Raw genomic sequence first — 12,481 nt, 5'->3', positions numbered from 1 at the left:
AATGTGATGATTTCTTCTGATTTAAATTCGTATGTAAGGCTCTCATTGCAAAGGGCTTTGTTAGGGAATGTAACTTCAAATATTCGAGCTGTTACTGTTGAATTAAAAAATAAAAATATAAGTTTGCATTTTTATTTCGATGGCGAGCCAGATGACAGCGATCAAGAATCGGTGTCAGTGGTCGAAGCTGAAGTGATCGCTGATTTTGATGAGGATTTTGCTATAGAAGCGATTGCTATGAGGCTTGATTATCCTCAACCCATTAAAAATTTCAATGGATTTTTGGTCTATTTAAGAAAGGAATAGTTCAAACGTGCGTCAGGGAAAAATGTTGCTCGCGTTAAAGTTCGTCAGCAAAAACAGGCTGTAACCTGCTGACAGAACAGGAAAAATGCTCGTTCGTTCTCGATAGTCGTGTCGGAACGAGTTGTTGTTGAGAATAACTTCTTGAGTGTGTCAGAGAAGACAGAGCTTGAGTTAGCGAAGCTCAAACTCAACAGTAACGACCCGGCAGAGCGTGAGAAAGCACAGCAAACAGTTAATAAGCTGCGCGAAAAAGATATCGCCAGCGACCAGAAGGTGATCGAGGCCTGCGGAAATGGTGCGGCAGGCAGTGCGGCTTGCGCGAGTGCGAGACTGGAGGTCATCGCGGCCAAAGGTGAGTATGAAACCGGGCCGTATAACTCGAAGGTGAGCCAACAATATGCGGATGCTTATGGTCAGATAGTAAACCTGTTGAATATCACCAGTGTTGATGCACAGAATCAGCAGCAGGTGAAAGACGCCATGATTAACTACTTCATGGTCACCAAAGGGGTGGATCGTCAGACCGCAGAAAGCTACACCGAAACAAAGCAGGGCCTGGAGATTATTGCGGCTTCGGTAACACCAATTTTGGGTTCTGCTGCAGCAAAACAATTAAGTAAAATAGTTGATGCTAGTCTTAAGGTCGTGGCGAAAGGTAATGTTGATGGAGCTAAGTTCACTGATACTAATCAGGGGGCAAGGCCTTCCAACTTAGCAGATGTGAATAAGCCAACACTCATTGATGGACGAATCCAAGCTAAAATAGATAAGCAAAACAAGCCTCTTCCTAATGGCAATATGGCTACAGCTCATGCTGAAGTAGGTGTTATACAGCAAGCTTTTGAAAAGGGTATGTCTCAAGGGCGTGAGATGACAATGAGTGTATCTAAAGAGCCTGTATGTGGTTATTGCCGCGGTGATATAGCAGCTATGGCTGATAAAGCGGGGCTAAAATCTTTAACAATTTATGAAGAGGCTACAGGTTCTGTCCTCTACTGGCAGCCTGGCATGAAATCTCTCAAGGTTAGGGATTAAAATGAAATTTAAAATGAGTTGGACACTGGACGAAACAGGTGGCAATAAACAGATCTCAAATTGGGATATGGTATTAAATCAGTTTAAACAAATTCAGGGGAAAAAAGGAACCCTTACTCTTGATATACTGAACAGTGGCGATGATAGCGCTGAAATGCTTCAGGTCAGAACGGAGAATGATTATTACTTGATAACATTAGGTGAAATTGTTGAAGATGAATACCAAGTAAGAACGTACTGGGATTCATCTAAACCTGATATAGGAATGGTGATTCTTGGAGATTACTGGCCGGAATCTCAGCTTACAAAAGACTGTGAACTTATTGTAAAAATCTTAAAAGAGTTTTTTGATACTGGCAACGTATCAAAAGAACTTCTTAATTGAAATATAAATCCAAGACTTCAGCATCCTAAGTGGTACTGTAGTTTGCTTATATGATGGTGGCGCGATAAACCTTGTGTCACGGCAGGGCGGTAGCGTCTGTGGCCCCAAAAACGCTTAACAGCGCAAAAATCCTAGGCATAAAGTACAACAGGAAAAAGCAGTTGTAACCCACGGAAAGTACAGGGGAAAAGTGGTTACGGCGGCTGAGTTCGCACCGGAGCGAGTTGTTGTGGAGAATAACTCGCTGAGCAAGGATAAGCCCGGTATCTTTGATATCAATCCAATGCTGAAAATCAGGATTGAAGGGGCTGATGGCGAGCTACTGAAGGGTGGAGGTGGAGTCTCTAAGAATGGAAAGCCAAAAGATACTCAGATTTGGACAGAAACTAAGAAGAATGAACCAGTTTCCAATGCTTATTCACATTGGGATAAACACAAATCTGAGTTCCCAGAGTATCAGAACTCAAAACAATATGTAGATGCAGCACATAATTTTGTAACAAATCCGCCAATAGGCACACTTTCCACAACACGTAAAAACGGTGATACGATTTACTACAATCCATCGTCAAACACGTTTGCAGTCAAAAATGCTGATGGTGTTCCTAAAACAATGTTCAGGCCAGATCCCGCAGATCATGGTTATCCAACAAATTTGGACTATTTCAATGCACAAAAATAATGAACTATATATTTGCCGGGTATGTGGTGCTGAGCAATTAGATGCCCCTTGGGGCGATGATGGAGAATCACCAACATACGATATATGTGATTGTTGTGGGGTCGAGTTCGGTTACGAAGATTCAACATTGCAAGGAGTTAAGAAATATCGGCAAAAATGGCTAGATGGTGGTGCTAAGTGGCATCATAAAAAATCTGAGCCTGAAAACTGGTCTGCTGAAGAACAGTTATCTCATATCCCAGTAAAATATCTATAGTTTTAGATCCCGAAGTTGGAACCGGGATCATTTTATAAGACGTAACAATGCACTAGGTACCGTGGCCGGGCGGTAGCGTCTGCGGAGCTAAAAACGCTTAACAGCGCAAAAAGTTGCCGTTCCGGAAGTACAGCAGGTAAAATCTGTTGTAACTCACGGAAAGCACAGGGAAAAATGGGCATCCTCACTGGAGTGTACGTCGGATCGAGTTGTTGTTGAGAATAACGCGCTGGGTCCGAACAGCTTCGGAAAAGGCATGGCTGATATGGGGTTATCCCAGCAGTCACTTGCAGCCAGTATGATCCAGAGTGGCGCTACAGCAGATGAGTTAACAGAAGCACTGATTAAAAACTTACAGGGTCAGATACCTGAAGGGCAGGATGCCGTTAAAGGTCTGTTGACTGCCTGGGGCGAATTCTTTGGGGTTCCGGCCAGTGCGTTGACCGCAAATGGAGAAATGACACCGCAACAAGCTGCGGAAATCCTGGCGAGTGGTGTGCCGACCAGTGAAGCAAAACTGATTCAGTATGTAGCAGCTAAAGCGTTTTTATCTGTTGCGAAAAGCTCCGATCTTGGAATATCACCTGCAAACCAGAAATATGTGGATATCCTTTCGCCGGAAGCGAAACAGCATATTTTATATGGGGATAGCCCTACACAAGGTGGACATCTGTATCACGGAAATCCAGGAAAAACAGTTTTCCCTCAAAGTTGGTCAGCAGACAAGGTTGTTCATACTGTTGGTGATATAGCTACTTCACCCGATACCAAATGGTTTGCCCAGACCGGAACGGGCGGGACGTATACAAATGCAGGAAGACCAGCAAGATGGGTTGCCTGGGAAGAGCGAGAGGGTGTTAGAGTTCGTGTGGTATACGAGCCAGCTAGTGGGAAAATAGTAACAGCGTTCCCGGATAATAATCCGACTCCTCCAGCTTTAAAGCCAATTAAGAAATAGTGTGGGCGCAATGGATATTAATGACAAAATTAGATCTTTAGGTGAAGGGTTAAAGGATCGGTTGGATCCTTCGCTAGTTGACTTTGCCCTAGATTATATTGGGTTCTCAGAGAACGTATTAGCATTCGAAACGCTATGTGATCACATCGCTGATTATGATGTTGTGATTAGCAAAGATGAATACACACAAGTGCTTAAAATAGCTAATGATCTTGGACTAGAAATAGATAGTAGATATACATATATCAATCCAGAGAAATAACATCCTGATAGCTATGACTAATCCCTGCCTCAGGCCGGGATCTTCTTCTTAACCGTCAGCCCTTAACCGGCTCGATTACCAGTCGTCTCTGTTCCACGCTGACAATGACCGGCGTGTCGGTGCTGAATCCCACTTCTGCCAGCCAGTTACCGTTCAGGCGCAGGCTGGGGCTGCGGGAAAACCAGGTGGCAGTGTAGTTGTGGTGGTAAAAATGCCGGATACTGACATAGCCGATCTTCATCCGCCGCTGTGCTTTGGAAAAAGATCTTTGGCGTAGAATCGCGTTTACAGGCTCTTTTACAGCAAGAAGACGGTGAGAATAACATCAAAGTTGAGTTTTCACCGAATATTAGGGTGGTAGATTTTGATTGGCTTCAACAAGCATTGTTGGAAGCCAGAAGAGCCGTAATTGCACAGCCCTGGTCGCTTCGGGAGCGTGTTTCTACAACCTAAAACCTCGCTCTTCACTCCGCTACTGTGCGGCGTTGGGAGGATTACGTAATGGGCTGAAAAAGCGCGTCGGGGCAAAAAGTAACGGCCAGCGAAACGCCTCATCAAAAAACGGATGTAACTGACGGAAAGGACAGGGAAAAAGCGTGTTCACCGTCAGACTGTACACCGGAGCGAGTTGTTGTTGAGAATAATTTCCTGAGCAGTACCTCCTCGGAAAAACGTGATGCTTTGGCAGAGAAAGTCTTAAAAGGCGATAAATCCCTGCAAACCGCGAAAGAGTTTTTACAACTTGAGAATGCCGATAAACGTAGCGATGCACTGGTTGCTAAGTTCAATAAAGAACCAGCGGAGTTGAGCACGGCAGAGCGAACCGAGTTGGTAAGTTATTTGAAAATATATGCATCTGACATGCAGGCTAAATATGGTGAGGCAGTAACTAAAGAGCTGATCGCAGGAATGCTGACTGGGCAGGATTATATGAAGTCAGCGCCACAGACAGAGGCGCAGCAGAAAGCACAAACCATCATGAATACATGGGGTTATCATAAATCCAATGCCAGTATTGGAGACCCGGTATTGTTATTTGGCAGCAGTGTCCTTGGCACCACAATAAAAGAAGGTATGGCGCTTAATGCGGCAATCGGTGTGGGCGTGAATACGGGCGTACAACTTAGCGGGAATGATCCTTTCAGCTATGTTGATGCAATTCTCGCCGGTGTGACAGTTGCCGCGACTACAGGTAAAAGTTGGCAGGCATCAGCAGCGATCAATATGGGAGGTGCTGCGATTGGCAGTGCGATTAAAGGGGAAGATCCGACTAACTCTGTGATAAGTACTGGCTTTGGTAGTGCGGCTGGTAGTTTAGGGGGAAAAGTTGTTGATTCATTGTCTCCGGTAACTGATCAAGTGACAAAGGATGTTATTGGTGCAGTTACAGGTTCTACTGCTTCTGAACTTACAGGAAAAGCTGTAAAAGATGAGTTAGACAAGCGGGAGAAGAAGCAATGAATCTCTTCAGCAAGGTTGGTACCCTTTGGCTTCTTTTATTGGTTGTGTACTGTACTGCCTTAATCTCTGTTGTTCTTTTCATATGCCAACTAGGAGTGTCAACAATTTTCTACTTCAAGGATGGGGCATTCCTTTTTTCATGGGAAGAGGCATTATATATCGCATTGAAAAAAGGGAGCATCGCAGGAGTAGTATTAGGTGCTGGAGTATGGTTGAAAAATAAATTGCATGAGCGTCATAGGAAATAATAGTTGTTGAGAATAACTCGCTCAGTGGTGACCGGGCCCGTGAAGCGGCGAAACAGGCCGCTGAATCGCTGAAAAATCAAGTCAGGGAAAAGCTGGGTGACGGTACAACCTCTTCCATCGCGAACGGTATTATCAATGCCCTCGCTGATACCGGTGATGCAGCACTAGGCTCAGCGGATTATGTTGCTGATGCGGCCATGGCGCTGGCAGCCTGTGCTGCGGGTGATAGTTACTGCAGCAAGGCCATGAGTGACCTGGCCGGGAAGAATCAGGTGGTGGCGGATACGGTTACTGCGCTGATGAAGAGTGAAACCTGGTCGGCGATAGCGGACACAGTTAAAGACGCTTCATCAGGGAACCAGGTTGCGCTTGAAGCGCCAGGTGGTTTGCTGGCTTGCATTATATTGCCAGGTTAGATAGTACCTGGCTCAGTAACTCGAATTGAAACAATATTAAAGTCTGAGAAAAACTGGGAAAGTGCTCGAAATAAGGCGCTAAATATTGTAGGTAATTTAGGTGCTGACTCTACACCTGTAATTGGGTGGTTAGAAGCAAGCGTAGGGAATGGAAAAATAATTGGACGCCAATCGAAGGGATGGACTCGCGGTCTGGCCGCCATCCTGGAGGGGGAGTGGCGGCGAGGATAAATGCTCGATGGCGCTTCGCTTAGCAGGCCAGCAGGGGAATCATTATTTTTTGCTGTTTAATCACCGGAATATCCCCTAAATCATTTAATGCTCCGGGAAAAGACTTTAACTACTTTCCTTCGTTACTACACTATTTAACCTGTGGCTGTTATACCGAGCTGAATAAAACGTCATTTAAATAAGAGTAGATTTATTAAATTCGAAGCGGCTCCAGAAAATAGTGTTGTTATATGCAACGTATTGCAGCCAATAAAACATATCGCGAACCATGAAATAAGAATGCTATCATTCACACCAGACGCGGCAGGCAACTGCTGGCACACGCATTTACCCCGGAGCACCCGATGAACAACGACATTCCGCTAAAATTTTATGATATCGCCGACGAATACGCGACTGAAGCTGCAAAGCCGGTGAGCGATACAGAACGCGACGCACTGGCACTCTACTTCCAGCAGTTGATCACTCGTTTGATGAACAATGAAGAGATCAGCGAAGAAGCGCAGCAGGAGATGGCAACCGAGGCCGGAGTCGACGCACAGCGTATCGATGATATCGCGGAGTTCCTCAATCGTTGGGGTAACGAGTAGCCAAAGACATGGCCTGTGTTTTACACTGCGCGCAAATTGAGTAGGTATACTCTACAAGTAATAGGTTTAATCAGGCGGAAACAGCAATGAACGGAACAATCACAACGTGGTTTAAAGATAAAGGCTTTGGATTTATCAAAGATGAAAACGGCGACAACCGCTATTTTCATGTGATTAAGGTTGCTAATCCTGAGCTGATCAAGAAAGACGCGGCGGTGACCTTTGAGCCTACCACCAACAACAAAGGCTTATCTGCCTACGCGGTAAAAGTCATACCCGACAGCAAATACATCTATATCGCCGGCGAGCGTCTGAAGCTCACGGCGATCAAGTCTTACCTGGTCTACAGCGAAGAAGTCCCTGCTGAGACTCGTATCGACAAAGAAAATGCGGTGCTGTCCGTTGGTGTGCTGATGAACAGCATCCGACCGAAATCAGACGTGAAGCCTGGTGAAATGCGCACGCTGAAAAAGCTGGCCATCACCACCTTCCAGGGCACGACGCTGATCTTCTCGGAAGATGAAATCGACATCGACGAGACGGTGAAACTGCTTAAGGTCTGAAGCCCTTCAGAGTGAATGAAAACCGAAATCCTGCTCTTTTCAGAAGCGGGGTTTCGGTTTTTTTATGCGTATTTTTGTCAGAAGGGAATATCCATTTGAGCCAAATAGCAAATTCCATTCTGTTTTTTTATTTTGACGAGGCACCTGGAATTACCACGTCATCCATCAGTATGTAACGTGCTTCCTGGCGTGTGTATTGATCGATTAACGGTACAAGTCGCCGGAAATGCTCACTGGCACAATGTTCATCGAGAGCCGCGTGGTTTGGCCATTCTTCGATAAAAATAAAATGCCCCGGATCTTTTTCATCAATATAGAGGTCATAAGCAATGCATTGCGGCTCTTTCTTCGTCGCCGATATTAGCTCACGGTACCAAGGGAGAACGGTTTCAATATACTCAGGTTTGATGAAATCTTCGGCAATGACCTTTAACATGCAGCCTCCTGGCAGAAAACGAATGCACACTATGTGATGAAGATATATTTAGGGCAAGACGCCACAGTGTTATATCGGTCGGTGAGTGAGTTATCTCAGCTATTAATCCGATGATCCGCTTAAATGTGATCCATCTCACCTCCCGGCAACCAAAATCTCCTGCGACTCAACGCCGTCCTCTATCTGTTTCGCCACCTTTTGTAAGGCCGGAAGATGTTTTTCCGCGGCCTGGTCGATGGTCATGGCGCTGGCCATATACACCAGATTCAGGCAGCCGATCACCCGCTGTTCACTGCGAATGGGGACGGCGATGGAGGCGATTTTCTCCTCCTGATCCCAACCGCGAAAGTTCTGGCCAAAACCGTCTTTTCGCGCACGGCTCAAAATGGCGTCGAGCTTCAGCGGTTCGCGCGCCAACTGGAACTCATCTCCCGGTCGTGAAGCCAGCATTTCAATCAGTTCCTGACGTTCATTCTCCGGGCTAAATGCCAGCCAGGTCAGGCCGGATGCGGTTTTCAGCAGCGGCAAACGACGCCCGACCATCGCCCGATGAAACGACAGGCGGCTGAAGCGATGGGTGGTTTCACGCACCACCATCGCGTCCACATCCAGCGTGGAAACGTCGGTCGGCCAGATGACCTCGCGCAGCAAATCTCCCAACAGCGGGGCGGCGAGCGCAGAAATCCACTGCTCGTCACGAAATCCCTCACTGAGCTGACGGACCTTAATGGTTAAGCGAAAGCTGTCATCGGACAGACTGCGCCGGACGTAACCCTCATCCAGCAGGGTTTCCAGTAGTCGCCTGACCGTGGTGCGGTGCAGGCCGCTCAGCTCTGCCAGCAGGCCAACGCTGGCCCCGCCGTCGAGGCGATTTAACATATTTAATAACATTAGTCCGCGCGTTAACCCGCGCACGGTTTTGTATTCGGTACTGTCGTCACTTTTCATATTTATTGATAAATATACAGTTAAAACAACGTTGTGCACTTAGTGCACATCCAGGCATGTTTTGATTGTAGCGCAAAAACTCACTTCTATACTGACCGCACAATAAAAAATTATTCACATTCTTTTAACAAAAAAACAATTGCGCCTCACCAGGGTCTGCAATTGCATTTTGTCCGAGTAGTGAGGTTCTGAAATGACAACAATAAATCCAGATATCCAACCCGCTGTGCAGCACACCGTGCAGGTAGCGATTGCCGGAGCCGGTCCGGTAGGGCTGATGATGGCGAACTATCTTGGCCAGATGGGCATTGAGGTGTTGGTGGTGGAGAAGCTCGATACCCTTATCGACTATCCTCGCGCTATCGGCATTGACGATGAAGCGCTGCGCACCATGCAGTCCGTCGGTCTGGTCGAAAATGTTCTGCCGCACACCACGCCGTGGCATGCGATGCGCTTTCTCACCCCGAAAGGGCGCTGTTTTGCTGATATCCAGCCGATGACCGACGAATTTGGCTGGTCGCGCCGCAACGCGTTTATTCAGCCGCAGGTGGACGCGGTGATGCTGGAAGGGCTGTCGCGTTTTCCCAACGTGCGCTGCCTGTTCTCCCGCGAACTGGAAGCTTTCAGCCAGCAAAATGGTGAAGTGACGTTGAACCTGAAGGCGCCGGATGGCCAGCGTGAAACGGTGAAAGCTCAGTGGCTGGTGGCCTGCGACGGTGGGGCCAGCAACGTCAGACGTTCGCTGAATGTGCCATTTGAAGGCAAAACCGCGCCGAATCAGTGGATTGTGGTGGATATCGCTAACGATCCGCTCAGCACGCCGCATGTGTATCTGTGCTGCGATCCGGTGCGCCCGTATGTCTCCGCCGCGCTGCCGCACGCGGTGCGCCGCTTTGAATTTATGGTAATGCCAGGGGAAACCGAAGCGCAGCTCAGCGAACCGCAGAATATGCGCCAGCTTTTGAGCAAAGTGCTGCCGAACCCGGACAACGTCGAGCTGATCCGCCAGCGCGTATATACCCATAACGCACGTCTGGCCGAACGTTTTCGCATTGACCGCGTGCTGCTGGCGGGCGATGCGGCGCACATTATGCCGGTCTGGCAGGGGCAGGGGTACAACAGTGGCATGCGCGATGCCTTCAATCTAGCGTGGAAACTGGCGCTGGTGATTGAGGGTAAAGCCGGTGATGCGCTGTTGGATACCTACCAGCAGGAACGCCGCGACCACGCCAAAGCGATGATCGATCTCTCGGTGACCGCAGGCAACGTACTTGCGCCGCCGAAACGCTGGCACGGCGCGGTGCGCGACGGGGTTTCCTGGCTGCTGAACTACATTCCGCCGGTCAAACGCTACTTCCTTGAAATGCGCTTTAAGCCGATGCCGCAGTACCACGTTGGGGCGCTGGTGCGTGAAGGCGATGCGAAAACCTCCCCCGTTGGCAAGATGTTTATCCAGCCGAAGGTAACGCTGGAATCAGGTGAAGTGACGCTGCTCGACAACGTCATCGGACCGAATTTCGCGGTGATCGGTTGGGGCTGTAACCCGCTGTGGGGCATGAGCGAGGCGCAGATCCAACAGTGGCAGGCGCTGGGGGCGCAGTTTATCCAGGTGGTGCCAGATACACAGATACAAACCGATCAGGATAACCACGACGGCGTTACCCGCATTGGCGATACGCAAAACCGCCTGCGCGCGTGGTTTGCTCAGCACAACGCCGCGCTGGTGGTGATACGCCCGGACCGCTTTGTGGCCGCCATCGCCATTCCGCAAACCTTGGGCAGTACCCTGAATAAACTGGCGTCGGTGATGACGCTCACCCGCGTTAATGCCCACATTCCCGCTGAAAAGGTGGCCTGATATGCACGCTTATCTTCACTGTCTTTCCCACTCGCCGCTGGTGGGTTACGTCGACCCGGCGCAGGCCGTGCTCGACGAGGTTAACGGTGTGATCGCCAGCGCCCGGGCACGTATTGCGGCGTTCGACCCTGAACTGGTGGTGCTGTTTGCCCCCGATCACTACAACGGATTTTTCTACGACGTGATGCCGCCGTTCTGTTTAGGCGTAGGCGCTACGGCGATCGGCGATTTCGGTAGCGCGGCGGGGGAACTGCCGGTGCCGACAGATCTCGCTGAAGCCTGCGCCCACGCGGTAATGAAAAGCGGCATCGATCTCGCCGTGTCCTACAACATGCAGGTCGATCACGGCTTCGCGCAGCCGCTGGAGTTTTTGCTCGGCGGTCTGGATAACGTGCCGGTGCTGCCAGTGTTTATTAACGGCGTCGCCACGCCGCTGCCGGGCTTTCAGCGTACCCGCATGCTCGGTGAAGCGATTGGCCGATTCGCCAGCTCGCTGAATCAGCGTGTGCTGTTTTTAGGCTCCGGCGGCCTGTCGCATCAGCCGCCGGTCCCGGAGCTGGCGAAGGCCGATGCCCATATGCGCGACCGCCTGCTCGGCAGCGGCAAACAACTACCTGAAAACGAGCGCGAGCTGCGCCAGCAGCGGGTGATCAGCGCCGCCGAGAAGTTTGTGGCCGATCAACACACGCTGCATCCGCTTAACCCAGTCTGGGATAACCGCTTTATGACGCTGCTTGAACAGGGGCGTTTGCAGGAGCTGGACGCGGTCAGTAACGAAGAACTGTCCGCGATGGCGGGCAAATCAACGCACGAAGTTAAAACCTGGGTTGCTGCCTTCGCCGCTATTTCTGCCTTTGGCAACTGGCGCAGCGAAGGCCGTTATTACCGCCCGATCCCAGAGTGGATCGCTGGATTCGGCTCCCTGAGCGCCACCACACAGAACTGAAACAGAACTGAATATGCAGGAGAACATCATGACTTACCAACCGCAAACCGAAGCCGCAACCAGTCGTTTTCTGCAGGTGCAGGAAGCAGGCGAAACGCTGCGCGTGCATTTCAATGACTGTGGGCAGGGCGAAGAGACCGTCGTGCTGTTGCATGGATCTGGTCCGGGTGCGACGGGCTGGGCGAACTTCAGCCGCAATATCGATCCGCTGGTGGAGGCTGGATACCGGGTGATCCTGCTGGATTGTCCTGGCTGGGGCAAAAGCGATGGCATCGTTAACCGCGGTTCGCGATCCGATCTTAATGCTCGCATCCTGAAAAGCGTGGTCGATCAGTTGGATATTCAGAAAATCCATCTGTTGGGCAACTCGATGGGGGGCCACAGTGCCGTGGCGTTCACCCTGAGCTGGCCGGAGCGTGTGGGCAAGCTGGTGCTGATGGGCGGCGGGACGGGGGGTATGAGCCTGTTTACCCCGATGCCGACCGAAGGCATCAAGCGCCTGAATCAGCTGTACCGCGAACCGACCATCGAGAACCTGAAACTGATGATGGAGATCTTTGTCTTCGACACCAGCGACCTGACTGAGGCGCTGTTTGAGGCGCGTCTGAATAACATGCTGTCGCGTCGCGATCACCTGGAAAACTTTGTCCACAGCCTTGAAGCCAACCCGAAACAGTTTCCGGATTTCAGCCCGCGCCTGGGGGAAATCAAAGCCCAGACCCTGATTGTCTGGGGACGCAACGACCGCTTCGTGCCGATGGACGCCGGCCTGCGCCTGCTCTCCGGGATTGCCGGGTCTGAGCTGCACATCTACCGCGACTGCGGGCACTGGGCACAGTGGGAACATGCGGATGCTTTTAACCAGCTGGTGCTGAACTTCCTCGCACGCCCTTAAGGAAC

General features: G+C 49.9%; 15 protein-coding genes and 3 pseudogenes. 15 read left to right on the top strand and 3 right to left on the bottom strand.

Annotation, left to right across the window (positions count from 1 at the left end; genetic code table 11):
- Positions 1-6: 6 nt before the first annotated feature.
- The 7 genes and pseudogenes from HV311_RS19180 (at position 7) to HV311_RS19150 (ending at position 3,884) form a co-directional block, all read left to right on the top strand.
- Positions 7-306: a hypothetical protein gene (locus HV311_RS19180; RefSeq protein ID WP_103765924.1), complete on the top strand. Its 300-nt coding sequence runs from the start codon at positions 7-9 to the stop codon at positions 304-306.
- Between the two features lie 117 nt (positions 307-423).
- Positions 424-1,341, top strand: a pseudogene (locus tag HV311_RS19175) (cytidine deaminase-like fold-containing protein); the annotation flags it as partial.
- Positions 1,342-1,354: 13 nt separating this feature from the next.
- Positions 1,355-1,726 (top strand): DUF6911 family protein, encoded by a 372-nt coding sequence (locus tag HV311_RS19170; protein WP_225622988.1) that lies wholly within the window; start codon positions 1,355-1,357, stop codon positions 1,724-1,726.
- 355 nt (positions 1,727-2,081) lie between these two features.
- A pseudogene (locus tag HV311_RS19165) lies at positions 2,082-2,408 on the top strand (VENN motif pre-toxin domain-containing protein); the annotation flags it as partial.
- Entirely contained in the window at positions 2,395-2,664 is a 270-nt protein-coding gene (locus HV311_RS19160) for a hypothetical protein (protein ID WP_181626424.1), read from the top strand. The pseudogene HV311_RS19165 and the gene HV311_RS19160, both read left to right, overlap by 14 nt.
- A 256-nt stretch (positions 2,665-2,920) precedes the next feature.
- Complete coding sequence (locus tag HV311_RS19155; RefSeq protein WP_317985458.1) at positions 2,921-3,622, top strand: EndoU domain-containing protein; 702 nt, start codon at positions 2,921-2,923, stop codon at positions 3,620-3,622.
- Positions 3,623-3,632: 10 nt separating this feature from the next.
- Complete coding sequence (locus HV311_RS19150; RefSeq protein WP_059180798.1) at positions 3,633-3,884, top strand: MafI family immunity protein; 252 nt, start codon at positions 3,633-3,635, stop codon at positions 3,882-3,884.
- A 55-nt stretch (positions 3,885-3,939) separates the two neighbouring features.
- On the opposite strand, the gene HV311_RS19145 is transcribed toward HV311_RS19150, so the two are convergent.
- On the bottom strand, positions 3,940-4,125 hold the full coding sequence (locus HV311_RS19145; RefSeq protein WP_103765927.1) for a SymE family type I addiction module toxin: 186 nt from the start codon (positions 4,123-4,125) through the stop codon (positions 3,940-3,942).
- A 440-nt stretch (positions 4,126-4,565) separates the two neighbouring features.
- Here HV311_RS19145 and HV311_RS19140 point away from each other — a divergent pair, with 440 nt between their 5' ends.
- The 5 genes and pseudogenes from HV311_RS19140 (at position 4,566) to HV311_RS19125 (ending at position 7,393) form a co-directional block, all read left to right on the top strand.
- Positions 4,566-5,345 (top strand): hypothetical protein, encoded by a 780-nt coding sequence (locus tag HV311_RS19140; protein ID WP_191220316.1) that lies wholly within the window; start codon positions 4,566-4,568, stop codon positions 5,343-5,345.
- Entirely contained in the window at positions 5,342-5,593 is a 252-nt protein-coding gene (locus HV311_RS27875) for a hypothetical protein (RefSeq protein ID WP_220131806.1), read from the top strand. The genes HV311_RS19140 and HV311_RS27875 overlap by 4 nt, the downstream gene beginning before the upstream one ends.
- An 8-nt stretch (positions 5,594-5,601) precedes the next feature.
- Positions 5,602-6,192 (top strand): annotated as a pseudogene (locus HV311_RS28295) (hypothetical protein); the annotation flags it as partial.
- Positions 6,193-6,584: 392 nt separating this feature from the next.
- Positions 6,585-6,830 (top strand): DUF2543 family protein, encoded by a 246-nt coding sequence (locus tag HV311_RS19130; protein WP_019076120.1) that lies wholly within the window; start codon positions 6,585-6,587, stop codon positions 6,828-6,830.
- An 86-nt stretch (positions 6,831-6,916) separates the two neighbouring features.
- Positions 6,917-7,393 carry a cold-shock protein gene (locus HV311_RS19125; RefSeq protein ID WP_016151966.1) on the top strand — a complete coding sequence of 159 codons (477 nt, stop codon included), beginning with the start codon at positions 6,917-6,919 and terminating at the stop codon, positions 7,391-7,393.
- Between the two features lie 127 nt (positions 7,394-7,520).
- On the opposite strand, the gene HV311_RS19120 is transcribed toward HV311_RS19125, so the two are convergent.
- Both HV311_RS19120 and HV311_RS19115 read right to left on the bottom strand, forming a co-directional pair.
- Positions 7,521-7,829 (bottom strand): putative quinol monooxygenase, encoded by a 309-nt coding sequence (locus HV311_RS19120; protein ID WP_046275619.1) that lies wholly within the window; start codon positions 7,827-7,829, stop codon positions 7,521-7,523.
- Positions 7,830-7,964: 135 nt separating this feature from the next.
- Positions 7,965-8,777, bottom strand: coding sequence for a DNA-binding transcriptional regulator (locus HV311_RS19115; RefSeq protein ID WP_181629113.1), 813 nt, complete (start codon positions 8,775-8,777; stop codon positions 7,965-7,967).
- Between the two features lie 193 nt (positions 8,778-8,970).
- Between HV311_RS19115 and HV311_RS19110 the strand changes: the two genes are divergently transcribed.
- From HV311_RS19110 to mhpC, 3 genes are read left to right on the top strand one after another with little or no spacing between them, the layout of a single operon-like run.
- Positions 8,971-10,635: a bifunctional 3-(3-hydroxy-phenyl)propionate/3-hydroxycinnamic acid hydroxylase gene (locus HV311_RS19110; RefSeq protein WP_191220315.1), complete on the top strand. Its 1,665-nt coding sequence runs from the start codon at positions 8,971-8,973 to the stop codon at positions 10,633-10,635.
- A gap of 1 nt (position 10,636) precedes the next feature.
- Positions 10,637-11,581, top strand: a complete 945-nt coding sequence (mhpB, locus tag HV311_RS19105) for a 2,3-dihydroxyphenylpropionate/2,3-dihydroxicinnamic acid 1,2-dioxygenase (RefSeq protein ID WP_046275617.1) — start codon at positions 10,637-10,639, stop codon at positions 11,579-11,581.
- 28 nt (positions 11,582-11,609) lie between these two features.
- Entirely contained in the window at positions 11,610-12,476 is an 867-nt protein-coding gene (gene mhpC, locus HV311_RS19100) for a 2-hydroxy-6-oxonona-2,4-dienedioate hydrolase (RefSeq protein ID WP_016151973.1), read from the top strand.
- Positions 12,477-12,481 lie beyond the last annotated feature (5 nt).

It is taken from the genome of Citrobacter sp. RHBSTW-00881, assembly GCF_013728515.1.
Taxonomy (GTDB): Bacteria; Pseudomonadota; Gammaproteobacteria; order Enterobacterales; family Enterobacteriaceae; genus Citrobacter; species Citrobacter braakii.
The sequence above is the reverse complement of the archived record's forward strand: the minus strand, read 5'-3'. Positions and strand labels throughout refer to the sequence as shown.

Excerpts from the sequence above, each read along its gene's own strand:
- HV311_RS19120 (WP_046275619.1), bottom strand. The coding sequence starts at position 7,829 with ATGTTAAAGGTCATTGCCGAAGATTTCATCAAACCTGAGTATATTGAA.
- HV311_RS19180 (WP_103765924.1), top strand. The coding sequence starts at position 7 with ATGATTTCTTCTGATTTAAATTCGTATGTAAGGCTCTCATTGCAAAGG.
- mhpB (WP_046275617.1), top strand. The coding sequence starts at position 10,637 with ATGCACGCTTATCTTCACTGTCTTTCCCACTCGCCGCTGGTGGGTTAC.
- HV311_RS19130 (WP_019076120.1), top strand. The coding sequence starts at position 6,585 with ATGAACAACGACATTCCGCTAAAATTTTATGATATCGCCGACGAATAC.
- HV311_RS19170 (WP_225622988.1), top strand. The coding sequence starts at position 1,355 with ATGAGTTGGACACTGGACGAAACAGGTGGCAATAAACAGATCTCAAAT.
- mhpC (WP_016151973.1), top strand. The coding sequence starts at position 11,610 with ATGACTTACCAACCGCAAACCGAAGCCGCAACCAGTCGTTTTCTGCAG.
- HV311_RS19160 (WP_181626424.1), top strand. The coding sequence starts at position 2,395 with ATGCACAAAAATAATGAACTATATATTTGCCGGGTATGTGGTGCTGAG.
- HV311_RS27875 (WP_220131806.1), top strand. The coding sequence starts at position 5,342 with ATGAATCTCTTCAGCAAGGTTGGTACCCTTTGGCTTCTTTTATTGGTT.
- HV311_RS19150 (WP_059180798.1), top strand. The coding sequence starts at position 3,633 with ATGGATATTAATGACAAAATTAGATCTTTAGGTGAAGGGTTAAAGGAT.
- HV311_RS19110 (WP_191220315.1), top strand. The coding sequence starts at position 8,971 with ATGACAACAATAAATCCAGATATCCAACCCGCTGTGCAGCACACCGTG.
- HV311_RS19115 (WP_181629113.1), bottom strand. The coding sequence starts at position 8,777 with ATGAAAAGTGACGACAGTACCGAATACAAAACCGTGCGCGGGTTAACG.
- HV311_RS19155 (WP_317985458.1), top strand. The coding sequence starts at position 2,921 with ATGGCTGATATGGGGTTATCCCAGCAGTCACTTGCAGCCAGTATGATC.
- HV311_RS19145 (WP_103765927.1), bottom strand. The coding sequence starts at position 4,125 with ATGAAGATCGGCTATGTCAGTATCCGGCATTTTTACCACCACAACTAC.
- HV311_RS19125 (WP_016151966.1), top strand. The coding sequence starts at position 6,917 with ATGAACGGAACAATCACAACGTGGTTTAAAGATAAAGGCTTTGGATTT.